The organism is Vibrio aquaticus (assembly GCF_003970385.1).
Lineage (GTDB): Bacteria > Pseudomonadota > Gammaproteobacteria > Enterobacterales > Vibrionaceae > Vibrio > Vibrio aquaticus.
The window spans coordinates 423,687-449,105 of the sequence record NZ_RXZH01000001.1; the positions used below are offsets into that span (position 1 = coordinate 423,687).

Genomic DNA, 25,419 nt, shown 5'->3' on the forward strand with positions numbered 1-25,419 from the left:
AAGTTTCTGTTTTTATGTAGGTAAATTCCTACCTCATGAGAATAAAGTTTGATTTTTTACGCTTCAGCTCAAATAAGCCTCGGACTAGAGATTACCTATAGACAACCCATCATTAAACCCAGTAATCATTAGATTGATATGCCACAGATCTCACTACTATATCTGAGTATGATGCCATCTTTTCCTGTTCAAATCGTATACAGACAGTTATATATTCCGAGGATTTTGACAAAATATATCACTGGCATTCAAACACTTACACACAACTAACCACCCATCTTAAGAGATATTACAGTCAAAACATCCAAGTTTAAGCCTTTAGGTTAGCGAAAATCAGAATTGTTTGCTGGATCAAACTTTCCGCCAAAGATGTTGAACTGATATTTATAAAATGAATAATAGCCAAAGTTACACAAATGTAACAAAACACAACATCATATAAATATTAATAATATAAACTTCTATTCACAGGCAGGAAAAGCATGAAAAAGCGTAGTTCGCTGGCCTTTTTGGCGAGCATATTTGCAGGTAGCGCTGCAGCATCCAACTTGGATGACAAAATAAATGAAGTCGTCGCACCTATCGTTAACCCTTTTGTAGGAATGATCTTTTCGACTATTCCGTTCCCTTTTACTGACGTACAGGTGCCGTGGATTGTTCTTTGGTTAGTTGTAGCAGCAACTTTCTTTACATTCTATCTTGGCTTCATCAACGTTCGCGGTTTTAAACACGCGGTTCAATTGGTATCGGGTAAGTTCTCTGATCCGAAAGCAAAAGAAGATGGCGAAGTGTCACACTTCCAAGCACTAACAACTGCTCTATCGGGTACGGTTGGTTTAGGTAACATCGCTGGTGTTGCTGTTGCTGTCTCTATCGGTGGTGCGGGTGCAACATTCTGGATGATTCTTGCAGGCCTACTGGGTATGTCGAGCAAATTCGTTGAGTGTGCATTGGGTGTGAAATATCGTAATACAAACCCAGATGGCACTGTCTCTGGCGGTCCGATGTATTACCTAAGCAAAGGCCTGGCTAAGCGTGGTAATGCTGCTCTTGGTCGTACTCTTGCAGTTCTGTTCTCTGTGTTCGCTATCGGCGGTGCACTGGGTGGCGGTAACATGTTCCAGGCTAACCAAGCATTCAAACAGGTTGTAGGCGTAACGGGTGGCGATGCGTCATTCTTTGCTGACAAAGGCTGGTTGTTTGGTCTAATTCTGGCAGTGATTGTCGGTATCGTAATCATTGGCGGTATCAAATCTATCGCGAAAGTAACGGAAAAAGTGGTTCCTTTCATGGCAACCATCTATGTGGGTGCAGCGGTTGTGATCATCGCTATGAACTATGACCGCATTGACGACGCATTCGCGGCTATTTTCAACGGTGCATTCACTGGCGAAGGTATTGCAGGTGGTGTAATTGGTGTGCTTATCCAAGGTTTCAAACGTGCAGCGTTCTCGAACGAAGCCGGTGTTGGTTCAGCAGCGATTGCTCACGCAGCAGTAAAAACCAAAGAGCCAATGTCGGAAGGTTTTGTTTCTCTACTAGAACCATTCATTGATACCGTGGTTATCTGTACGATGACAGCGCTAGTTATCATCATTACTGGTTACCTAGACACAGATACTGGCCTAGCGGGCGTTGAGCTAACTTCTGCGGCGTTCGGTAGTGCGATTAGCTGGTTCCCATACGTGTTGGCAATCGCGGTTGTTCTATTCGCCTTTTCTACTATGATCTCTTGGTCTTACTACGGTCTAAAAGCTTGGACTTACCTATTTGGCGAGAGCAAAACAGCTGAACTTATCTTCAAAGTTAAATTCTGTGCGTTCGTCGTGATTGGTGCGGCAATGAACCTTGGCCCTGTTATCGACTTCTCTGATGCGATGATCTTTGCAATGGCACTTGTGAACATTGTTGGTCTCTACATCCTAGTACCAGAAGTGAAGCGTGACCTAGCAGATTACCTTGAGCGTTTTAACGCAGGTAAAGTGTACAAGGTGCAACAAAAGCAGAACCTGACTCAACAGGCTGACTAATAGAATACCTCGATAGTCCCCATTATCGAGTAGGCAGCAGGCTTCGGCTTGCTGCTTTTTTTGTATATTTTTCTCTTCGATTTAAACAAACCAATGTTTTAGTGTTTATTCACCCAAAAGTATAAAACTCTAGATTGATCGTGAAGCGATACAAAATACCAACATGATCGACCACAACATTGTTCTGCACCCCTCTCTATAAAGTCGCTCCCCCCTCTCTCAATTAAGCAATTTTTAACATTTTGATTACACTTATACATAACCAGCGCATTTGAAATTGTCGTCTGCTTTATCACTCGATTTTAGAGAAAAACATTTTCAGTAGGTTATGACTTAGTAGGTTATTTCAATTTGCGTTAACAGATGTATGAAGTTTAGGTATCTATCTTGGCTCTGAATCGAAACATGATCGCAGGGTCAAAGAACATTGCTAATAGGTGCGATCCACCTTCGCAATATCAAGGAGATAGTAATGAATGTTCAGACACTGCCTATGTTGCGATTTATTGACCACACTGGAGCGTCGATAAACCCTTTACCCTCATGGGCCGATTCCCCCACTCTTGTGCGCTTCTATCAAGATATGATGTTGGCACGTACGTACGACAATAAGGCCGTTGCCCTACAGAGAACAGGCAAACTGGGAACCTATCCTTCTCACTTAGGCGCTGAAGCTTATGGTGTCGCCATTGGCCACGCCATGCACCCTAGAGATGTGTTTATCCCTTACTACCGAGATATGCCCGCCATGTGGGTTCGAGGCATTCCAATGGAGAAAAACCTTCAATATTGGGGCGGTGATGAGCGAGGTAGTGATTTTCATGTCATTCCAAAGGATGGACAGCAAGCAGAACCAAGCCGAGATTTGCCTTTCTGTGTTCCTATTGCGACTCAATGTACTCACGCAGTCGGCGTTGCGGCTGCCCTTAAAATCGAACATCAGCACCATGCTGCATTGGTGACTTGTGGTGATGGTGCAACGTCTAAAGGGGACTTCCTTGAAAGCATCAACTGTGCAGGGGCTTGGAACTTACCTTTAGTGTTCGTCGTTAATAACAACCAATGGGCGATTTCTGTTCCTCGCGCGCTGCAATCTGCTGCCGATTTTCTGTCTGATAAAGCGAAAGGCGCGGGTATTGAGGGCATCACAGTTGATGGTAATGACGTAGTTGCAATGTACGATTGCGTATTGTCGGCATTAGACCGAGCTCGAAAAGGCAAAGGCCCAACACTGATAGAGGCCATCAGCTATCGCTTAAGCGACCACACAACCGCAGACGATGCGAGCCGCTACCGCAGTGATGAAGAGCTAAACCAAGCATGGCAATTCGAGCCTATCGCTCGCCTACGAAAATATCTGATGAATAATGGCCTTTGGGATGATGCGCAAGAACAAGCGTTGCAAGCTTCCTGTAAAGAGCAAGTTGAGCAAGCTGTCGAGCATTATAAGAATTTGCCTCCACAAGCACCTGAAACCGCCTTTGACTACCTTTATGAACATGCCCCTAGCGAACTAAACGCACAACGGGATCAGATCATAAACAAAGCGATTCGAATGCAAGGAGGCAACCATGGCTGAATTAACACTAGTCGAAGCGGTCAACCTCGCCTTGCACCATGAAATGAATACAGACGAGAATGTAGTCGTCCTCGGTGAAGATGTCGGTGAAAATGGCGGTGTGTTCCGGGCGACCGTTGGATTGAAAGAGAAGTTTGGACTCAAACGCGTGATTGATACCCCATTAGCTGAGGCCCTTATTGGTGGCGTATCAGTTGGTATGGCGAGCCAAGGACTTCGCCCCGTAGCCGAATTTCAGTTCCAAGGCTTTGTCTTCCCAGCTTTGGAACATTTGATGTGTCATGCAGCTCGGATGCGCAATCGAACCCGTGGACGACTCACCTGCCCTGCTGTATTCAGAGCCCCGTTTGGCGGCGGTATTCACGCCCCAGAGCATCACTCTGAAAGTATTGAGGCTTTGTTTGCGCATGTTCCAGGGTTCAAAGTGGTTATTCCGTCCTCCCCTCAACGTGCTTATGGCTTATTGCTCGGCGCTATTCGCAGTAATGACCCTGTAATGTTCTTCGAGCCTAAGCGCATCTATCGCACCGTCAAATCTGAAGTGACTGACAACGGGGAAGCCCTGCCACTCGATACCTGTTTTACGCTACGCAAAGGTCGAGATGTTACGTTAGTCACTTGGGGCGCTTGCGTTGTTGAATCGCTGCAAGCGGCCAATGCACTCTCTTCTCAAGGCATTGAAGCGGAAGTGATTGATCTTGCTTCGATCAAACCGATTGATATGGACACAATCCTAAGGTCATTGGAAAAAACAGGGCGATTATTGGTGGTTCACGAAGCGAGTCGAACCTGTGGCGTGGGAGCAGAGATTTTAGCTAGAGTGGCCGAAAGCGCCATGTGTATGCTTAAAGCGCCACCAAAGCGGGTAACAGGCATGGACGCCATCATGCCTTACTACCGAAACGAAGATTATTTCATGATTCAAGAACAAGACATCGTGCATGCAGCAAGAGAGCTTGTGGAGGGTTGGAAATGAAAACATTCTTATTACCAGATCTAGGCGAAGGATTAGCAGAATCTGAAATTGTTGAATGGCATATTCAAGTTGGCGATGAAGTAGAGCTTGATCAAGTGGTCCTCACCGTTGAAACAGCCAAAGCAGTGGTTGAAGTGCCAGCACCCTATTCTGGCGTAGTCATCAGCCGCCACGGCGAAGCGGGAGACATCATCAACATTGGTTCACTGCTGCTTGAAATAGAAGAGCAACCAGAACTTGCCGAAGCCAGCGCCGCTAATGCAGCTCAGAAATCGGATGCCGCCACAGTCGTCGGCAATGTCTCTCAAACCACTCATCAAGTAGAGGTGGACGATTTTTGGATCGGCAGTACCCATACTCCATCAGAAGATACTCCAATTACTGCGCTTCCTTCTGCTCGTCTACTCGCCAAAAAACTCGGCGTTGATATCATCAATGTTCATGGCAGTGGTGCCAACGGGATGATTACCGATGCCGATATCTATGGCGAAGCACGTAAACAAAAACCGGGCACTGAAGTCTTAAAAGGGGCAAGACGAACCATGGTTTCGACCATGTCGGAATCTCATCATCATGTTGCCGCGGTGACGATCACTGAAGAAGCCAGCTTGGCAATGTGGTCTGACACAGAAGATATTTCTGGCCGCCTGATCAAAGCCGTTGTTTATGCGTGTCAGCAAGAGCCTGCGCTTAATGCTTGGTTTGATGCGGAAACCATGACGCGCTGCGTGCACAACAACGTCAATATTGGGATTGCAGTCGACAGTAGTCACGGCCTGTATGTTCCCGTTCTCAAACACGCTAATGAATACCAAACCGATGAGATTAGAGACTGGTTAAACGGCACGGTTCAAGGCATACGCGAGCGGAAGATTGGTAGAGAGAGCCTTCAAAACGGCACCATAACCCTGTCAAACTTTGGGGCGATTGCGGGCATATTCGCAACACCAGTGGTTTCACCGCCGCAAGTTGCCATTGTTGGCGCAGGGCGAATTATTGATCGCCTTACGCTTATCGATGGCGAGCCTAAGATGATCAAAGTAATGCCACTTTCGATCACATTTGACCACCGAGCATGCACAGGTGGCGAGGCAGCAAGGTTTACCAAGAAACTGGTCGAGCACTTACAGAAAGCCGTTCTTTGATGGTGAAACTGTGTGATAGTGAAACGAAAAACGGGAGCGAATTATCGCTCCCTTTTTTATGGCGTTTTACCATCGGTTTTATGGATGTTGAACAAACAGAATCATACCGAATCAATCAACTCAGGAAGTATTTCAAACAAATCTCCCACCAAACCATAGTCGGCCACTTCAAAGATAGGGGCATCGGCATCACTGTTAATGGCAACCACAATACCCGAGTCTTTCATGCCTGCTAAGTGCTGAATCGCGCCAGAAATCCCGATGGCAATATAGAGCTTAGGCGCGACGATCTTACCTGTTTGCCCCACTTGCAGATCGTTGGTAACAAACCCAGCATCCACCGCCGCTCGTGACGCACCAATAGCGCCACCTAGTTTATCCGCTAAGTTTTCGATTAAGGCAAAGTTCTCTTTACTGCCAACCCCTCGGCCGCCTGAGATCACCACCTCTGCACTTGCTAAATCTGGTCTTTCACATTCTGTTGCTTCTAAGCCGATATATTGAGTGCGTATTCCACTAACGTCGGCACCAAGCGTGACAACCTCGGCGTTTCCATCACCTTGCAGTGAGACTTTCTCAAAAGCGGTCGCTCGCACGGTCATCATCTTAATCGCGTCATGGCTTTGGACTCTGGCAAGCGCATTACCGGCATAAATCGGGCGAACAATCGTATCGGCACTTTCTATCTTAATGATGTCAGCCAACAAACCAACATCAAGCAGTGCGGCCGCTCTTGGCATTATATCTTTACCAAAGGTAGTAGCGGGCGCCAAAATATGGCTGTATTCCTTACCATGATGAGCAAGTACCTTTGCTTGAACCTCAGCAAATGGGTGCTCAAACTCTGGCTGTTCCACGAGCAAAATGCGTTCAATTGAGCTCACCGACTGGAGAATTTCAACTACCGAATTGCTTTGATAACCCATCACAAGAAGATCAATCGCCGCCTCACCCAAGTGATCTTGTAACTGATAAGCAGCAGTGATCACCGATAAGGTTTCTGGAGTAAACTGATGATTATTGTGCTGAACAACCACCAAGATGTTTGAATTACTCATGTTCGCCTCCTTAATCAATCACTTTTGCTTCATTGCGTAACTTGTCGACCAATTGCGCCACGTTATCCAGTTTGACGCCCGCAGAGCGTTTCGCCGGCGCAAATGTCTCAAGCAGCGTATGGCTTTGTGCGCATTCAACCCCTAACGATTCCAAACTCAGTTCATCAAGAGGCTTCCGTTTCGCTTTCATGATGTTAGGTAAAGACGCATAGCGAGGTTCATTTAATCTTAGGTCGGTACTTATCACGCTAGGCAATGACAGTTTGAGTGTTTCTAACCCACCATCCACTTCGCGAGTCGCGACAACAGAGCCTTCACTCAGCTCGACATTTGACGCAAAAGTCGCCTGTGGCCAATCGAGCAGCCCTGCTAGCATTTGAGCCACCTGATTATTGTCACTGTCGACGGATTGCTTGCCAAGTAACACTAACTGTGGCGACTCTTGTTCCACTATAGCCTTCAACGCTTTGGCGACAATCAAAGGTTGGCACTCTTGGTCTGACTCGATATGTATCGCTCTATCAGCACCTAGCGCTAACGCCCCTCTCAACTGCTCTTGGCAGACGGCAGCGCCGATAGAAACAGCAACGATTTCACTCACAGTGCCTGACTCTTTAAGTCGAATCGCCTCTTCTACTGCGATTTCGCAAAATGGATTCATGGTCATTTTCACGTTATCGGTTTCGACACCGGAACCATCGGATTTAATCCGCACCTTGGTGTAAGGGTCAATTACTCGCTTGATTGCGACAAGAACTTTCATCATTGCCTCCGCTAAGCCATCTATCTAGTTTGAGCTTAGTAAAGTTTACGTTTACGTCAACTGTAACTATAGTTATTCGTAAAGTGGCTATTCATTACAGACGAGATAAACAAACAGATAGGCAAAGGTAGCAACAGCAACTGTCTGAAAGAGAAGGAAAAGATCATGGAACGAGAAAGCATGGACTTTGATGTCGTTATCGTAGGTGCCGGACCTGCAGGACTTTCAGCGGCGTGTAAACTGGCTCAGCTTAGTCAAGACAATGAGCAAAATCTCTCTATTTGCCTGGTAGAAAAAGGCGCTGAGATCGGAGCGCACATCTTATCTGGTGCTGTCATAGAAACCAAGGCACTCGATGAACTGTACCCAGACTGGGCACAGCTTAATGCACCGTTAAAGACTTCGGTTTGTGAAGACAGCTTGTTCTATTTAACCAGTGAACATAATCACATCAAAGTTCCCAGCATATGTACACCATCTACGCTGCATAATGACTCAAACAATTATGTGGTGAGCTTAGGACAACTATGCCAGTGGCTTGGGGAGCAAGCGGAGCAACTGGGCGTTGAGATTTTCCCCGCTTTTCCAGCCAGTCAGATTTGTTACGATGACTCAGGCAAAGTCACCGGGATCATTACCGCAGACATGGGACTAGATCGCTCAGCTAAACCTAAGCCAACCTACCAAGCTGGTGTTCAACTCAATGCGAAATACACCTTGTTCGCTGAAGGGGCGAGAGGCCACATGGGCAAAGAACTCATCCGTCATTTCGATCTTGATGCTGACTCATTGCCACAACACTACGCGCTCGGCATTAAGGAAGTGTGGCAGCTCGATGCAAGTGCGCCACACTATCAAGCGGGTAAAGTCATTCATTCAACAGGTTGGCCTTTGAGTGAATCCGACAGCACTGGGGGCGGGTTTCTCTATCACATGGGCGATCATAAGGTTGCCGTCGGGCTGATCACCGACTTAAGTTATTCCAATCCAAACGTGAGCCCATTTGAAGAGTTTCAACGCTTAAAACATCACCCGGTTTTTAGCCAACAGCTTCAAGGTGCGGAGCGCATTGCCTACGGAGCAAGAGCCATTGCCAAAGGCGGGCTGTTCTCGCTACCCAAACAGCAGTTCCCTGGAGGGCTGCTGATTGGTTGTGACGCTGGAACATTAAACTCGGCCAAAATCAAAGGGACTCACACTGCCATGAAATCGGGTTTGATTGCCGCCGAAGCAGTCTTTAACGCTATGCTAAACAGCACTACTGAGCCTGATTATGAGAGCGTATTTAAAAGCTCATGGCTGTACCAAGAACTCGACCAGTCACGTAATTTTATTGGTGCCGTTCATCGATTCGGTCCAGTTATTGGAGGAGCGATTTCTCTGTTTGAGCACAACCTCTGGCTAAAAATGACGACTAAGCGTTCAATATGGGACATAAAGCATAAACAGCCAGATCACCTAGCATTGCAAACCTGCGAAGCAAGTAAACCTATCGCCTACCCTAAGCCAGATGGCGTGCTGAGCTTTGACAAAAATTCTTCTGTCTATTTGTCTGGCACCCATCACGAAGAAGATCAACCATGCCATCTTATTGTTAGCGACCGCTCATTGCCTACAGGGCGTCACCTAACTCAATTTAATGAGCCGAGTGTGCGTTACTGCCCAGCCGGTGTTTATGAGCTGATAGAAGTCGATGGACAAACGCAACTTCAAATCAATGCGGCAAACTGCCTGCACTGCAAAACCTGCGACATCAAAGATCCGTCTCAGAATATCCTGTGGCGACCACCGGAAGGAGGCGGCCCAAGTTATTCTTCGATGTGAGCGCTACGCTTGCCTGCTCTATAGTGTCGGTAACGCGAAATCTTCACCAATCATGTGGCGGAACAGGTTCATACGTTGTAAAACCGCATCGAGTTGCTGCTGCTCGATCACCGAGAGCTGATTGAGAGCCAACTCATCGTTAACTTGTCTAAGGTCGCTGTATTCCACAATCTGATTCATGAATCGTAAGCGCCATAGATGATCAAAAATAAACGCCATTTCTCGGTAGGTTTCTGAATCGATTTGATTGGCCGTCAGCATTCCCCCTAGCCTCGCCAAGGTATTGCTGTGGCGGATATCAAGTTTGAGCGCATAGAGCCTACCGAACAATTCAATCGGCCTTAAACACTCTTTGATATTTATCGTCACATCTTTATCCGCCTCCTCAATATTCGGAACGGCATGAGACAAGCAGTGTTGAGCATAGGTCGTTAAGAATGTTGGATTAAGCTCAATCTCGTGTTGTATGTGCGATTGAATCGAATCAACCAAGGATGCCTCGCCATAAGTCGCTCGAATATCAAAGAACACATTTAGTTCAAGGATCGGCTCAGAGCTCGCTTGCTCTATCCATTGGCTAAAGTTGTGTCGCCACTCTTTTTCACTCAAACACCACTGATGATTAGACGCCATGATCAGGCCATCACAATAGCTGTAACCCGCTTGATCTAGCATGGCGCAGACTCGCTCCGCTAAATGCAGGAAGTAACGCCGTGTTGCTTTTAAATCTTTGTCATCGGGTGCTTCAAAGACAATCGCATTATCTTGATCAGAGAACAGCGTCATATCGTGGCGAGCATTGCTGCCAAACGACAAAAAGGCAAACGGAACTGGCGGCTCACCCAACTCATCTATTGCCAACTCAATAAAGCGACAAATCGCTGCATCGTAAGTCGTGCCAATTAATTGTCTAAGATGATCGGGACGAGTTCCCGAAGAGATCATTTCTCGAATCAGGTCAGTTAGACGATTGAGAGACTCAACCACGTGGCTTTGGCTTTCTCCTCGCTCAATATCCGCTACGATACTGAAACTGGTTTTCTGATAATCCGTCAGAGGGTTAACCGAAGCAAAGCCGCCACCATAGACTTTGCGAACAATCGGACGAAACGAAATAACATGCCCTAACTTTTCCGATAAAAAGATCCGCGAGGTACTAAGGATAATGTCTATCTCTCGGCCACTTTTGGTCACAATCTGAGCTTCAAACTCGCTCGGCTCTGTTTCATGACTGAACAGTCTATTGAGATGTTCTAACACTCGCTCGTTGGCAGGTGATTCAGAGAACAGTGACGCCCATATTGATGACGCTTTTAACTCAGTATCGGTATAGCCCAATAATCTGTGTAAGCGGTTATTTGAAAAGATGATCTTGCCGTCTGCTTCAAGGATGTAGCCTTCATTGGAAGACTCCACCAGCGCTTTATAGCGGTTCTTCGCTTCATGTAGTGCCAGTTCGGCTCGCTTGCGTTTTTTCTCAATCGCTTTGGACTGAGTAATGACATAAAGCATGATTGCAACTAAACCGAGAGTAATGGCGAGGAAAATACGAAACAGTGTCTTTTCCAATTTGCTCAACTCATGCTGAACGTCTTCTAAATACACCCCAGTTCCAACCACCCACAGCCAAGCGCCAACACCTTGTACATAGGTCATTTTAGGAGCGGTAATGGTCGGGTCGTCTTTCCATTGCCATTGATACTCTAAAAAACCTTGGTCAAATTGACGAACCAACTTGGTCAGCTCAACAAATATCGCAACTGAGCTACCCTCATTATCCGCTTGATAATCAGTGAGATCTTGGTGGGTTAAGTCATCCCGGTATGGATGCATCACCATAGTTGGGTGCATATCCGTAATGAAGAAGTAGTCCTTATTTTCTGGTCCGTAGCGCAATGATTTGATTTCGTTGATCGCCTGAGACTGCGCTTCTAAGGTCGTGAGTTCGCCCTGCCTTTCTTTGTCTACATAGCTATCAACAATACTCACAGCGGTGGCCGTCAGCTCTTTGAGCATCTGCTTTTTCTGCCCCACCATGGCGCCTTCCACCAGAGGAAGAATCACGTAGAGTATCGCGGTTATAAACAGCAGAACTGCGCACACGGTCGGAAGAATGATTCTCAAGTTAAATCGGCTAAAGCCAGATGAACCTTGATCCTCTTCTTGATTAACGCCGTCGAAATACTCCGCCAATTCGCTTTCATCAAGCACCTTGGCTAAATCATCTTCGCTATCAATATCGTGGTATTTGGCAGTGAACGAGTTGTTTTCGAAATCCACTCGGCTTGGCAGATAACCATGATAGTCATCTCGAATGTGCGCTTCGAACACATCTTTAATTTGCTGATTAGTGTACTTGTCACCGAACTCTTTGATGGCTTCGGATAACGCCTCTTTACAATGACGAAAACGGCGGTGGGAATAAGGATCGAAGTCGACATCGGTTGCGATGGTTTCTCGATGCTCTCGTCCGCTATGATCAAAAAAACCATCAATCCAGAGGTGTATCTCTTCCGCTCTGAGGCCAAATTGACGCTCGGTTCGGTCTGCATGTTCCGATATTTTCATTCGATTTCACTCAACCCTGAGTCATATTAACAAAACAGTCAAAAGCGTGAGGCGCGCTGCACTTTTATAAAAACCCAATCATCTCATCAATCATTAGACCCATTCATTAATTCAAATCAATATTTAGCCAAGGCCCCTTTCCTAGTATGACCCCATCGTTTGGATTTGAATTTTGACGAAATGACCTCGCTGTTGTTTCGTTTTCATCTCCGAAGCAACACTATGTTTTCCCTCTTTATCAATCAGATAAAGGAGCTTGGTAGCGTCTGGGATGTCGTCACGTACTGGTCGAAGGTCAGTATACCAAGTGCAAGCGGAGCCCTAATTGACATGGTGCAACTTCGGGACATTACAAAGGAAGACACGATGTCTAATACAAGTAAGACCTTTTATAGGGATATGCGTAAAAAAGCGCATGAATTTGAAAGCCGAGAGGAGTTCCTCAACCACGATCTAAAAATCATGAGTTTTCGCCGTTGGGGTATTCATTTACCTTCTCGCGATTACAGCATTGAAATCGAAGACTGGGTACCAGCTCTAGCCGCCACGATTGGTAAAGTGGTGATGGTAACCGCGATGGTCGCCGCCTTTGCCGCGCAGTTTGGCCTTTCTCCTGAGTTTGTTGCAGAAAATGTTCGCTATGAACTGCTGATTGCTGGCGCACTGTTTGTGATTCTTTTCTCAGCCATCCTCAACCCTAACGCAAACCTAGCCGGTACTCACGGCCCAATGATCCCACTTATACCGTTAATCGCTGCGGCGGGCGGCCACCCTCTCGCATTGGGTTTAATGGTGTGCGCGTTTGGTTTGATCCTCGCCTTTACCAAAGGGGGATCGAAACTGATGACCCTGACTGGAGTTGGTGTTCGGGGCGGCTTGTTGATTTATCTTGGTGCGGTAGGACTTATCGGTCAAATCAATAAAACCGAGGCGTGGGCATCGAGTACCGATCAAGGCTACATCTCGTTTGCCGTGATTGGTATTACGGTGATGGTTTACGCTTACCTCGCAAAAATTAACAAACGTTGGTTGGCGATTCCACTTTGTTCAGCGTTAGCAGGGATTGTAGCTTATGTATTAGGCGCTGATTTTTCATTTACCACGGAGCCAGGCCTACCACACTTCAGCCCTTTCTATTGGTGGGGTGAAGACACAGGTTGGCAATTAGGATGGCCAAATCTAGAACATTTTATTGCCGTGACGCCTTTTGCCCTGCTTGCGGTTGCGATGTGGTCACCAGATTATCTTGGCCACCGTGTATTCCAAGAGCTTAACTACCCGAAAGAAGCTAAAGGCGTACTGATGGATGTTGATGACACCATGGTCGGTGCTTCGGTTCGCCAAGGTGTGGGTGCTTTACTGGGCGGTGGTAACTTAGCTTCTTCTTGGGGTACCTACATGATCCCAGCGGCGATTGCCAAACGTCCAATTCCAGGTGGCGCATTGCTGACAGGCTTAATGTGTATCGCGGCTTCTGTGATTGGTTACCCAATGGATCTGGCCATGTGGGAACCAGTGCTGCGCGTTGCTCTAATTGTCGGTGTCTTCTTGCCACTACTTGAAGCGGGCATGCAGATGATTCATAAACACAAAGATTCGCTCAGCGCGGGCATTTGTATATTTGCCTGTGCGTTTGTGAACCCTGTCTTTGGTTGGGCAACAACAATGCTGCTCGATAACATGGGCCTAATTGGTGACCATGAACGTGCAAAATCCCTCTCAAATAAAGACAAATACCTAATCCCAGGTGCAGCCTTTATTGTGTGTGTCGGTTCTTTAGCCGTGGTCGGTCAGCTTCCTGGTATTCCGGCTCTAATCGGTCAGTAAATTTGTAGGGGCACAGTGCATTGTGCCCCCAAACCCTCTTCTCGTTGGTTATTTATTCCCCATTTCACCTTCCAACTCCCCCTCTACATTTATAAACACTACAAACAAGACTTGTTAAAAATCACCTCGTTTCATTTCAAACAAGAAACATAAAATCAACATCTTAAAAAAATCCCCTATTTGGTTGAAAAAGAGATTCCAATCACATTTTAATTGGTTATAATTCGCGCCCATTGCGCTTTATGTTGATAAACGCAAACTTAATTTGAAAAAATCGCCTGTTAACCCATCCTCTTTTTTAGAGGAAAAATGAGAAGAAAAATGAGCAAGATTGATAAAGCTATGCGCATCCTACTAGCGGGATTCTGTATCAACCTTTGTCTTGGCATCCTGTATGCTTGGAGTGTATTTAACAAAGCACTAGTGACTGAGTCTGGCTGGAGTGCAGCTGAAGCATCTGCACCTTACGCAACTGCAACTATCACATTCTCTATCTGTCTTCTTGTTGCAGGTATCCTTCAAGACCGTATGGGTCCACGCATGATCCTTATCCTTGGTACTGTTCTAACAGGCCTTGGTATGATCGCATCTGGCTTTGTTGATACTCCAATGATGCTAAACATCACATTTGGTGTTATCACAGGTGCTGGTATCGGTTTTGGTTACGCATGTCTATCTCCTTCTGCTATGAAATGGTTCCACGCTTCTAAGAAAGGCATGGTTAACGGCATCATCGCGGCAGGCTTTGGTCTAGCAGCTATTTACCTAGCTCCGCTAACAGCTTCATTGATCGATTCAATGGGCATCCAAACAAGTTTCAAAGTTCTTGGTGCTGGTATCCTTGCAATCGCAGTTCCTCTAGCAGCAACAATCAACAACCCACCAGCGGGTTACGCACCAGCAGAGCCTAAAGTAAAAGAAGGCCAAGCTCCTAAAGCTGTTAAGAAGTCTGAAGACCTTAACTGGAAAGCAATGCTTAAAACTCCACAGTTCTACTCACTATGGATCATGTACGCATTCGCAGCTTCTGTTGGTCTTATGATCATCGGTAACATCACGACTATCGCAAGCGTTCAAGCGAACCTGCCAAACGCTGTTTACCTAGCGTCTATCCTAGCGATCTTTAACTCTGGTGGCCGTGTTGCTGCAGGTATGCTTGCAGACAAAATCGGTGGCGTACGTACTCTTCTTCTAGCGTTCGTTCTACAGGGCATCAACATGGTTCTGTTCGCAACGTTCAAGACTGAGTTCACGCTAATCATCGGTACTGCAATCGCAGCGATCGGTTACGGTACTCTACTAGCGGTATTCCCAACACTAACTGCTGAGTTCTATGGCCTGAAGAACTACGGTACTAACTACGGTGTGCTTTACACATCTTGGGGTATCGGTGGTGCAATCGGCGCAGCTGTTGTTGGTTTCTCAATGACTGCTGGCGAAGGTTACGGCCTAGCGTACACAATCTCTGCAGTTATGATGGCTGTGTGTATTGTTCTAGCCTTCATCACTAAGCCTCTGACTGAAGCGAAAGTGGCTGAGCTGAAGAGCGCATAATCGTTCCAATTTCGATGCGAAAGGCTTACCCTAAGTGGTAAGCCTTTTTTGTATCTAGGGTCCGTAAACTCATAATGATGCCTGACCAAATTGAACTCGCGCCAGACTACTATCTTGATAACTTTCTTAAACTCACCCAGCATGCCAATGACTGGTATTTAGACTTTCTGACGGATTCGGAACTCTCTTGGTTATCACGATTTGATGCAATAACTCATCCAGCTAAGTGCTTGCTGGTTCGATTGTTATCTCGTAAAGGCTGTTGGTTTCGCTCAGACAAACTCAACTATACTGAAATCCCTCGTCTAGACTCTGCCCTACTTGAGCTGCAAAGCCATGGTTTCATTCATATTAATGGCAAAGTATCGCAGCGCTTATTAGCAGAAACGCTCTTAACCAAAACAGAACTTTGCACTCTGTTTTCGGTATCAAACAAATCTCTGCGTAAAGAACTGCTTCTGGCAGAATTGAGTGACGATGATTTTGACCAGTTCAGTTCGCTCAATTTCGATGTCATCGAACTACTCGATCCTCAATTTATCGAAGTTCTCTTAACTTTGTTCTTTGCCAATACCCATCAGGACCTTAGCCAATTTGTCCTCGATGATTTGGGCCTCAACCGCTTTGAAGATTACCAGCTTAGCCAACAGCGTCGCTTCTTTCAGTCTCGTTCCCAAGTTGATCAACTCTTATCTCTCGCCGAGATTCAATCTCAGTACCTGAACGGCAATCGTAAAGAAAGCGTGGAGCTGCTTAGCTTGCTAGAAGCGCTGCCTCAAAACATCGAACACCCGTATATCGCAAGAAAACGTCAGCATTTGATTAACGATTTAGCGAGAGACCTAGAAAGACTCGAACTGTTTTCAGACGCCTTACATTGGTTTAGGCAAACGGATCTTCCTCCTACACTGGAACGCCAAGCTCGTATTTACGATAAGATTAATGATATCAACGGGATGAGTGACATTGTCACTCAAATGCTTGAGCAGCCGCATGACGTTGCAGAATACGAAGTAGCGCTAAAACTGAAGCAGCGGTTAAGGCGGAAGCTTGGTGAAAAAGTCCCTCGTCCACCCAAACCAAAACTGGATGAATATCATCTCTCGTTGGATCATTCTTCCCAACGAGTCGAACTGGCAGTAAAGCAACATTTCGAAAACCTCGGCTATCAAGTGTTCTATGCTGAGAATGCGTTGCTCAATGGTCTATTTGGTCTCACTTTCTGGGATGCCATTTTTGCCCCTATTGAAGGTGCTTTCATTAACCAATATCAGCATCAACCGCTCGATCTGTATCACTCTGATTTTGGAAAAAAACGTGACTCTGTAATTCGTCAGGCGTTAGCAACATTAGAAGCAGGCGGTTTATCAACACTGAACCAGACCTATAGTGATAAAATCGGGATCAGCAACCCATTCGTTCATTGGGGAGCGTTTGATCAATCACTATTATCAGCCTGTATTGAGTGTATGCCTGCTTCGCTCGTCTCCGAGCTATTTAGCGTGATGCTGACCGACCTAAAGCTCTACCGAAACGGCATGCCTGATCTTATGCTCTTCAAAGACGGGCAATATGAGTGGGTAGAAGTCAAAGGCCCTGGTGACAAATTACAAGACAATCAATGGCGTTGGATCGAGCGATTCTTAACGTTAGGCGTCAATATGAAGGTCTGCTACGTAAAAGCGCTATAAATTCACCAACAATTTGTAACAAATCCATATATTTCATTGAAACAACAAATCCTTTTATTGATAATAGTTGTCATTATCAATAAAAGGATTTTCTATGTTGGAAAGTTACTCAAGCTCCGCTTACTTTGGCCAAAGTAACATCAGCGAGCAACCAACAGCAGCAAGCCCCAGAATCTTATTGGTTGAAGATGATGCATTACTCAACGACCAACTCACGGCTCTGCTCACCAAACAACAGTATCAAGTGACTAACCTCAATTGTGGCGCGCTGGCATTAAGTACCTTGAGCCAACATCAATTCGACTTAGTGATTCTTGATATTAACCTGCCTGAAGTCGACGGATTTGGCCTGCTCAACTACATTCGAGCTCACTCCACTACCCCGGTAATCATGCTGACTGCTTTTGGCGCAGAAGAACATCGCATTCGAGGCTTACAGTATGGCGCTGACGATTACATCAGTAAGCCGTGCAACTTCACGGAAGTCAGCTTACGTATCGAAGCCATATTGAGACGTTCAGGGTTTAACGCCAATACCACTTCAAGCCGCTACTTAGAACATCGTGAGCTTAAGCTTGATCGTCATGAATATGAAGTCACAGTCGATGGTTGCCGAAAAGTCACCTTAACCCCCATTCAGTTTAAGTTGCTGTGGACCTTGGTCCAGAATCACGGTTCAGTACAAAGCAAACCTTACCTCTATCAAATGGTGCTAGAGCGAGAGTTCAGTCCTTATGACCGCAGCTTAGACATGCATTTAAGCCGCATTCGCAAAAGCTTAGTCAACTTAGGTATGCCTCAAGATCGCATTCAAACCATGCACGGAAAAGGTTACATAGTCCGATGAAAAAACTACTCTTTTGGCGCTTATTCATCGTGCTTGCATTAGGTGGGGTGATCTTTTTTTCTTTACTACACAGCGCCGCTATCTTGTCCAACGAGAAGATGAGTTACCTCGACCAACAGCATCAACAAGAGATTCTCGATTGGGGCCAACACGCTCAAACCTTATTGTCTGACGGCAAATATGATGAGCTCAATAAGTGGGTCAACGATCTCGCGATTCAAGAAGATACTTGGGCGACCGTAGTGCGCTCTCAAATAACGGTCGTGAGCGGTAATCTTCTTAACCAACGCTTTTGGGACGGCTACGGAATTGGTCGCAACGTAGGGTGGAAAATCCATCTCGACTTTCCAGATAACCCAATAATGGAAGTGGCATTAACCCCCTCTGATTACCATTTTCTGATCAAACTTCCTGCACGAATGCGACCTGGTACCTATATGTCGCATGCGTTTTGGTTCTTCCGTGTGATTGTGCCGTTTGCTGCATTCCTCGCATTGACGATCTATTTATACCGATACGTTATGACGCCACTCAATTATTTCCACAAAGCGACGCGTGAGTTTAGCCGTGGCAACTACGATTCTCGAATCGGCAACCATTTAGTGTTAGGTAATGACGAGCTTAGCCAGATTGCACAAACCTTCGATAAAATGGCCGAGCGCACATCGAATGTCATCAATCATAACCGCAACCTCATCGCTGAAATGTCTCATGAGATCCGCACCCCTCTCGCTCGAATTGAAATGGCGATTGATTGTGCTGAGAACCAAATCGACACCGCCACCATGCTGCAACGTATTCGGCATGAAGTGTTCACGATGCGCCAGATGGCCGAAGATACTCTTACTCTCGCGTGGCTTGAAAACGAACAGCCAAACCTAACCGATGAGTCTTTCGATTTGTCCGAGCTGATTGAAACCATCGTTGAAGATGCGCAATTCGAGTATCCAGATAGACGCATTCAACTCGATCTACCTGAGCATCTCCCATTGCATCACTCGAACCAGAGAGCGCTTGCCCAAGCGATCGAAAACATTGTTCGCAATGGATTAAGGTACACGCCTGCGGGTGAAGCTTTGATCATTCGCTGTGACATCCAAGATCAAGATATGACGATAACCATTACCGACTCGGGCCCAGGTCTTGACCCACAGTTCCAATCCGCCATTTTTAGACCCTATTTTAAAGCTGATAACCAAACAGGGGCACGCAAAGGGTTTGGCGTTGGACTGGCGCTCGCCAAAAGACATATTGAAGCGGTTAAAGGGTCTATTTCAGCACGCAATAACACCAAACGTGGCTTAGATATGGTGATTCAGTTACCTGTTTAATACCGACTGAAGCAAGTGGAGCAATAACGCTCCACTCCCTTTTCACCCTTACATTCACCAAGTGTATTAAATCCATTTGTAACAGTTGTAAAACTGATTTACTCCAGTGCGTTCCGACCGCAAAATCTCGCTCGATAATAATTCTCATTACCAATGGAGTTTACGGTCAAATGGATACCGTTTTTAAATTAAGCCCAATCGCTTTATTAGTTATTTCACACGCCGCGAGTGCCGCCCAAGAACCTGTCGAGACAATCCAAGTTGTTGGTCAGCAGCTTGCTGGCGTTGATAGTGTGATTACCGCCGATGATCTAGATAAGCAACAAGCGCAAGATCTTAACGATATTTTCCGTAAAGATGCAGAAGTCAGCGTTGGTGGTTCTTCTGGTATCTCTCAGAAGATTTACGTACGTGGTCTTGAAGATACCATGCTTAACATCTCGATTGACGGCGCGGAGCAATCAGGCAGCCTCTTCCACCACCAAGGTCGCCTGTCGATTGAACCAGAGCTTATCAAACAAGTGAACGTCAGCGCAGGTGCCGGACGAGCAACGAATGGCCCTGGGGCATTAGGCGGTGCGATCCAATTCAAAACCAAAGATGCTCATGACTTACTTAGCCCAACGGAACGTTTTGGCGCATTAGTGAAAGGTGGCTACTACAGTAATACTAATGGCTATAAAGTATCGACGAGCCTGTACGGTGAAGTCACAGATGGCCTAGGTCTGCTTGCTTCATTTAGCCAAGTTGAAGGCGACAACATTGAAGATGGTAACGGTGAAGAACAACCATACACCAAAACCGATCAGCAAATGGCGTTAATCAAGCTATCGGGCGACATCAATGATAAGAACTATGTGTCACTGAGCTACGACTATCGCAATGACGACAATACCCGTCTTAACCGCCCACACTTTCAGCCAAGCTTTAAAAACGAACCTTTGGCGCAAGAGACTGATCGTCAAACCATTACCGCAAACCACGTATTCCGTTCAGGTAGCTACCTAAACTTAGATTCTTCTCTATACACAACCGACAACCGCATTGCGCATAACGATCACCCTAAATGGGGCACCAGTGACGGCACAATCAATACGGTTGGCGCAAAAGTATTTAACACTGCCCATGTTGGTTTGCACACGCTTATTGCCGGTGTCGATTACAAGAAAGACAAGTCTGAATTTGAGACCAACTATGCGGGTAAACAAAACCATACTGAAGAAGGTACTGTTTACGGCCTGTTTGTTCAGGATGATTGGCAGCTAACCGATGCACTACTTCTAAGTGCCGGCGCTCGCTACGATTGGTATGAACTGACCGATAATCTAGATCAAGAGTTTGACTCAAGCGGCTTTAGTCCAAACGTTGGCATCAATTACCAAGTGACTACTGGGCTTGAGCTATTCGCTAGTTACTCAGAAGCGTTCCGTGGTCAGCAGATTAAAGAGCTGTTTATTATCGACTACGCTGCAAACGCTGAAGACCGAGGTCCTGAGCGCGCGAAAAACACCGAACTGGGTGCCAAGTTTGCGTACAGCGATTTCTATGCAGGCATTACGCTATTTGACAGTACGATTGAAGACGTCGTTGCGAGCGATGGCAGTGCTTACACCAACGTCGGTGAGCTAGTCACTAAAGGTCTTACGGCTTACATCGGTTACTCAATCGACCAAGTTAATGCTCGTCTAAGCTACAACCAATCAAACCCTGAACTTAACGGTGTGCCACTAAGTGATGAGGACTCTACTCTAGGGACATCTATTGGTGATACCTGGGTGCTTGATGTCAACTACATTGCCAATGATGAACTGTCTCTTGGTTGGAACGCACGATTTGTTGAACGCCTAACAGACGTTGCCGACCCAACGGTTCACCCAGAAAAACCAGGCTATGGCGTGCATGATATCTACGCTCAGTGGATCCCGCTTACCGAGCAAGACCTGACACTTACCCTATCGGTTAAAAACGTGTTCGATAAATACTACTTTGACCACGCATCATACATGGCATACATCGGCAGCCCTATTGCTCAAGGCTATGCGAGCGCGGGCCGAGATGTACGCTTTAACGTTAGCTACGCATTCTAAGGAATTGAGATGAAAAGTACCTTGTTAGCACTGACGTTCGCACTCATGAGTTTAGTCGCGAGCGCCACCACCATTACGGTTGAACACCCAATGGGAACAACCACGCTTGAGACCAAACCGGAACGCGTCATCGTACTGGGCATGGATACTCTTGATGTACTGGATAGCTTGAACATTGAGCCAGTCGGAGTGGTAAAAGCGCCAATGCCTCAATACTTAAACAAGTATCAAGACGATAAGTACCCAGCAGTGGGTTCCCTGTTTGAGCCAGATTTTGAAACCATCTTCACGCTTAAACCGGATCTGATCATCGCCAGTAATCGAAGCTCAGAATCGTATGAAGAACTATCAAAGATTGCACCGACCGTGGTGTTTATGGCTGATTCAAAGAACTATTGGCCAACGACTCAAACAGCGTGGCGCATGATGGGCGAGATTTTTGAAAGGCAAGATCATATCGAAAAGCTCATCGCACATAAGCAAAAGCAAATTGATTCGATTCAGCAGTTCACAGCAGATCATTCGACCAAAGTCATGTTGGTCATGACCAATGGTGGCAAGCTTGCAACGTTTGGGGCGAATTCTCGTTACAGCGCTATCTATGATCTGTTTGGCTTTAGTGAAACGGTCTCAAACAGCGCTGACAAGAACCATGGTGATTTGATTAGCTACGAGTACATAGCAAAAGCGAACCCGGAGAATCTGCTTATTCTCGACCGCGATCAAGCAATTGGTCGTGATTCAGGCGAAGCGTTCCAAAAGCTGAATAATTCGCTAATTAATAAAACAACGGCGGCGAAAAATGATGATATTTATTATCTTAACCCGCAAGCTTGGTACATCTCAGCCAGCGGGATTAAAGCCACCCAGTTCATGATCGATGACATGCAGAAAGTCGTGCAATAACGGGGTTATTGATTATGAAACTGTTTGGTTCGAACAATGAACTTGTTTGGATCAACAAAGCGATGAAAAGCTGGGTGCTCGGTGGTATAGCCGGTCATCCAGCTTTCTCTTCCCGTCATTGGGTAATCTTCTGGTTTACCTAAACGAATAGAAAAATGAAGGTGCGGCACCGCTCCAATACCATAACCCTCGTTAGTGTCAGCGATATAGCCGATCAATTGGCCTTTCTTCACGCTATCCCCTTTGTCCACCAGCCAACGCTTTGCTGAAACATGACCATAAAGAGAATAGATGCCCTCTCGTTCATGCTGAACGATAACTAAGCCGCCATACGCTTCTTGATAGCCAGAGAAATAGACGATGCCATTGGCCACTGCATACACAGGGTCCCCCGGAGACGCATAGTAGTCAGCCGCTGAATGATACAAGTTGGGAAATCGAGCCACTTTACCAAACTCAGCATAGTCTTGGATCATGCCCGATTTAGGCATCGGCAGTGCAAAAGCTTCACTGCTGCTTGCAATCGCTTTATCAACATCTGATTCTAAACTTTGCTCTTGCTGAGCGACCTTTACTCGTTCGTTCTCTGTGTTCCATTTAGCAAAAATCAGTGTCGCGACAACCAAGGCTGCGCAGCCTATTATCTTCCATCGATTCAACATAACTTCCTCCTAACTCTGCTTCAGTTACCCTACTTAACTGGCCTTACAGAGCAAGCCTTCAAACATCAGGATGCGACTCAAGGCATTCTCTTTCTCAGAAGAATGAATGGTGTTTTATTTTCTAAACGTCTATCCTTTACAAACATAATAAAATCAAAGAATAGAGCCAATTTGAGCAATGAATTTTAGAACCATTATGCTAGCCGTTATCGTCATGCTTTTTGCAGGCTGTGCGACGTATGCAGGACTCAATTACGATCAACTTTTTGGTGAAGCTGAGGTCAAACAGCGCACCACTCAGTTAGATACCCCTCAAAGTGATTTCTTCTTGTCAGAAGTAAAGCCGATCATCGACAAGCGCTGCGTGGTCTGTCACGCCTGTTATGACGCGCCGTGTCAGCTAAAGATGTCATCAGTAGAAGGTATTGACCGTGGTTCAAGTAAAGAATTGGTTTATCAAGGCACTCGCTTGACTGCGGCTACGCCAAGCCGTCTATTCGAAGATGCAGACACCACCGAGCAGTGGCGTGAATTGGGCTTTCACCCAGTCTTAAACGAACGTATTCAAACCCCAACGGCCAACTTAGAAGCCGGTTTGGTTGCTCGTATGTTGATGCAAAAAGAACAGCACCCTCTTCCTGAACAACCTCAGTTGGAAGGGTTCGATTTTGCTGTCGATCGTTCACAAGTCTGCCCAACGATTGAAGAATATGATCAATACGCTCAAGACTACCCAACATGGGGAATGCCTTACGGGATGCCAAATCTGGACAGCCGCGAATACGCAACACTCATGGACTGGCTACAAAATGGTGCAATCATGAATGCACACATTCCATTAACCCTAGAACAGCAAGCTTTGGTCAACGAATACGAAACCGTATTGAATAAAGGCTCTCGTAAAGTTCAGCTGACCGCTCGTTATATCTATGAGCATCTGTTCTTATCTCATCTCTATTTTTCTGAGCTCAATGAGCCAACCCCACGCTTCTTCACATTAGTGCGTTCAAGCACTCCACCAGGCGAACCGGTAAAACGTATTACGACACGTCGACCATACGACGACCCAGGTATTAACCGAGTCTACTACCGACTGCTCCCTGAACAAGGCACGATCGTTGATAAAACGCACATGCCATTCGCGCTTAATGAACAACGTATGCGTGACTGGAAAGAGTGGTTTATTGATGCAGACTACGACGTGGCGCAACTGCCGAGTTACGATCCGCAAATCGCTGCGAATCCAATGAGTGCATTCATTGAATTGCCTGTTCAAGCACGCTTTAAGTTCATGTTGGATAACTCCCAAAACACCATTAACGCCTTCATTAAAGGCCCTGTGTGTCGTGGTCAACTGGCACTGAATGTTATTAATGATCGCTTCTGGGTGTTATTTATCGATCCTGACAAAGCCAACATACCTGAGGTCAATGAGTTTTACCGCTCTCAAGCCGACAACTTAAAACTGCCTGGAGAGCTTGAAAGTAACACGGTGCCAGTCACCAATTGGGTAAAATATTCGCGTCAACAAGCTCGATACCTCGAAGCCAAGTCCGAGTTTATCAACCAGTGGTTTAAAGATGGCCAGTACTTAACGACCGATGTACTTTGGACCGGTAATGGGACCAATCCAAACGCCGCCCTAACGGTATTTCGTCACTTTGACAGTGCATCGGTTGTGCAAGGCTTAGTGGGAACCCCTCCGAAAACCGCGTGGATTCTAGATTACGCACTGATTGAACGTATTCACTATCTGCTTGTTGCGGGTTTTGATGTTTACGGTAACTTTGGCCACCAGCTGATCACCCGCATGTTTATGGATTTCTTGCGTTTAGAAGGTGAAAGTAACTTTGTCGCTTTGCTCCCGCGTGACGTTCGCCACAAAGAGCAGTCGAGCTGGTATCAAAATCAAAGCTCACAGATGAGTGATTTCTTGCAGCGCAACGTCAAGCCGTTTGATCAACCGACCCAAGTGCCGTATCAAACGGATGATCCAAAATCTGAACTCTACGATATGATCAAAACTCAGCTTAGCCCAGTGCTCAGCAATCGTTATGACATCGAACAAACCGGCTTGAGCAAGCAAAATGAGTCATTGCTACGCAGCATTAATCACATCAAGGGCGAAGGACTCACCTACATTCCGCAAATCGTTATGTTGATGATTACGTCGGAACAAGGCGAAGATCAGTTGTTTACTCTGCTTCACAATAACGCTCACACCAATATTTCGAGCCTGTTTGATGAAGAGAGCAATCGCGATCTAAAGAATGATGATCTGACGTTAGTGCGTGGTGTGATCGGCAGTTACCCAGCTGCGTATTTATCCCTATCGGAGAAACAAATTCCCCAATTGGTGGATAGGCTGAAAAATATTAAGACAGAGGAAGATTACGTTAAGCTATTGGATGCCTTTGCAATTCGTCGAAGCTCTCCAGACTTCTGGCCATTTAGCGATCGTGTTCATCACTGGTACCAGCAAAATCAACCTATCGAATTTGGCCTCCTTGACTACAATAGATTTGAGAATAGGTAATTCGTTCAACAGCGCATAGTAGGGATGCGGGAGGA

Annotated in this window: 17 protein-coding genes; 13 read left to right on the forward strand and 4 right to left on the reverse strand. The window is 46.2% G+C overall.

Annotated elements, in window-relative coordinates:
• Positions 1-482 precede the first annotated feature (482 nt).
• The 4 genes from EJ063_RS01740 to EJ063_RS01755 all read left to right on the forward strand — a co-directional run bounded on the left by EJ063_RS01740 (position 483) and on the right by EJ063_RS01755 (position 5,730).
• Complete coding sequence (locus EJ063_RS01740; protein WP_126572286.1) at positions 483-2,030, forward strand: alanine/glycine:cation symporter family protein; 1,548 nt, start codon at positions 483-485, stop codon at positions 2,028-2,030.
• 472 nt (positions 2,031-2,502) lie between these two features.
• The gene (gene pdhA, locus EJ063_RS01745) at positions 2,503-3,609 is read left to right on the forward strand and encodes a pyruvate dehydrogenase (acetyl-transferring) E1 component subunit alpha (protein ID WP_126572287.1); all 1,107 of its coding nucleotides are present in this window, start codon (positions 2,503-2,505) and stop codon (positions 3,607-3,609) included.
• The gene (locus EJ063_RS01750) at positions 3,602-4,585 is read left to right on the forward strand and encodes an alpha-ketoacid dehydrogenase subunit beta (protein ID WP_126572288.1); all 984 of its coding nucleotides are present in this window, start codon (positions 3,602-3,604) and stop codon (positions 4,583-4,585) included. The genes pdhA and EJ063_RS01750 overlap by 8 nt, the downstream gene beginning before the upstream one ends.
• Positions 4,582-5,730, forward strand: coding sequence for a dihydrolipoamide acetyltransferase family protein (locus tag EJ063_RS01755; protein WP_126572289.1), 1,149 nt, complete (start codon positions 4,582-4,584; stop codon positions 5,728-5,730). Before EJ063_RS01750 ends, EJ063_RS01755 begins: the two co-directional genes overlap by 4 nt.
• Positions 5,731-5,831: 101 nt before the next feature.
• Here EJ063_RS01755 and EJ063_RS01760 read toward each other — a convergent pair whose 3' ends face one another.
• Both EJ063_RS01760 and EJ063_RS01765 read right to left on the reverse strand, forming a co-directional pair.
• Positions 5,832-6,788 (reverse strand): electron transfer flavoprotein subunit alpha/FixB family protein, encoded by a 957-nt coding sequence (locus tag EJ063_RS01760; protein ID WP_126572290.1) that lies wholly within the window; start codon positions 6,786-6,788, stop codon positions 5,832-5,834.
• Between the two features lie 10 nt (positions 6,789-6,798).
• The gene (locus tag EJ063_RS01765) at positions 6,799-7,551 is read right to left on the reverse strand and encodes an electron transfer flavoprotein subunit beta/FixA family protein (protein WP_126573089.1); all 753 of its coding nucleotides are present in this window, start codon (positions 7,549-7,551) and stop codon (positions 6,799-6,801) included.
• Positions 7,552-7,716: 165 nt separating this feature from the next.
• Here EJ063_RS01765 and EJ063_RS01770 point away from each other — a divergent pair, with 165 nt between their 5' ends.
• A complete protein-coding gene (locus tag EJ063_RS01770) occupies positions 7,717-9,375 on the forward strand; it encodes an electron transfer flavoprotein-ubiquinone oxidoreductase (RefSeq protein WP_126572291.1) in 1,659 nt (552 codons plus the stop codon).
• 18 nt (positions 9,376-9,393) lie between these two features.
• On the opposite strand, the gene EJ063_RS01775 is transcribed toward EJ063_RS01770, so the two are convergent.
• Positions 9,394-11,943 (reverse strand): DUF294 nucleotidyltransferase-like domain-containing protein, encoded by a 2,550-nt coding sequence (locus EJ063_RS01775; RefSeq protein ID WP_126572292.1) that lies wholly within the window; start codon positions 11,941-11,943, stop codon positions 9,394-9,396.
• Between the two features lie 366 nt (positions 11,944-12,309).
• On the opposite strand from EJ063_RS01775, the gene EJ063_RS01780 reads away from it, so the two are divergent.
• The 7 genes from EJ063_RS01780 to EJ063_RS01810 all read left to right on the forward strand — a co-directional run bounded on the left by EJ063_RS01780 (position 12,310) and on the right by EJ063_RS01810 (position 22,186).
• Positions 12,310-13,770 (forward strand): DUF3360 family protein, encoded by a 1,461-nt coding sequence (locus EJ063_RS01780; protein ID WP_126572293.1) that lies wholly within the window; start codon positions 12,310-12,312, stop codon positions 13,768-13,770.
• Positions 13,771-14,091: 321 nt separating this feature from the next.
• Positions 14,092-15,324, forward strand: a complete 1,233-nt coding sequence (locus EJ063_RS01785) for an L-lactate MFS transporter (protein ID WP_126572294.1) — start codon at positions 14,092-14,094, stop codon at positions 15,322-15,324.
• Positions 15,325-15,401: 77 nt separating this feature from the next.
• A complete protein-coding gene (locus EJ063_RS01790; protein ID WP_126573090.1) occupies positions 15,402-17,015 on the forward strand; it encodes a VRR-NUC domain-containing protein in 1,614 nt (537 codons plus the stop codon).
• Between the two features lie 97 nt (positions 17,016-17,112).
• Positions 17,113-17,862 carry a response regulator transcription factor gene (locus EJ063_RS01795; protein ID WP_439333264.1) on the forward strand — a complete coding sequence of 250 codons (750 nt, stop codon included), beginning with the start codon at positions 17,113-17,115 and terminating at the stop codon, positions 17,860-17,862.
• Positions 17,859-19,193 carry a HAMP domain-containing sensor histidine kinase gene (locus EJ063_RS01800; RefSeq protein WP_126572296.1) on the forward strand — a complete coding sequence of 445 codons (1,335 nt, stop codon included), beginning with the start codon at positions 17,859-17,861 and terminating at the stop codon, positions 19,191-19,193. The genes EJ063_RS01795 and EJ063_RS01800 overlap by 4 nt, the downstream gene beginning before the upstream one ends.
• Before the next feature lie 170 nt (positions 19,194-19,363).
• Positions 19,364-21,280 carry a TonB-dependent receptor domain-containing protein gene (locus EJ063_RS01805; RefSeq protein ID WP_126572297.1) on the forward strand — a complete coding sequence of 639 codons (1,917 nt, stop codon included), beginning with the start codon at positions 19,364-19,366 and terminating at the stop codon, positions 21,278-21,280.
• Between the two features lie 9 nt (positions 21,281-21,289).
• Positions 21,290-22,186 (forward strand): siderophore ABC transporter substrate-binding protein, encoded by an 897-nt coding sequence (locus EJ063_RS01810; protein WP_126572298.1) that lies wholly within the window; start codon positions 21,290-21,292, stop codon positions 22,184-22,186.
• Positions 22,187-22,191: 5 nt separating this feature from the next.
• Here EJ063_RS01810 and EJ063_RS01815 read toward each other — a convergent pair whose 3' ends face one another.
• On the reverse strand, positions 22,192-22,848 hold the full coding sequence (locus tag EJ063_RS01815; protein WP_126572299.1) for a M23 family metallopeptidase: 657 nt from the start codon (positions 22,846-22,848) through the stop codon (positions 22,192-22,194).
• 178 nt (positions 22,849-23,026) lie between these two features.
• Here EJ063_RS01815 and EJ063_RS01820 point away from each other — a divergent pair, with 178 nt between their 5' ends.
• Positions 23,027-25,384, forward strand: coding sequence for a fatty acid cis/trans isomerase (locus EJ063_RS01820; protein ID WP_126572300.1), 2,358 nt, complete (start codon positions 23,027-23,029; stop codon positions 25,382-25,384).
• The last annotated feature ends 35 nt before the right edge of the window (positions 25,385-25,419 follow it).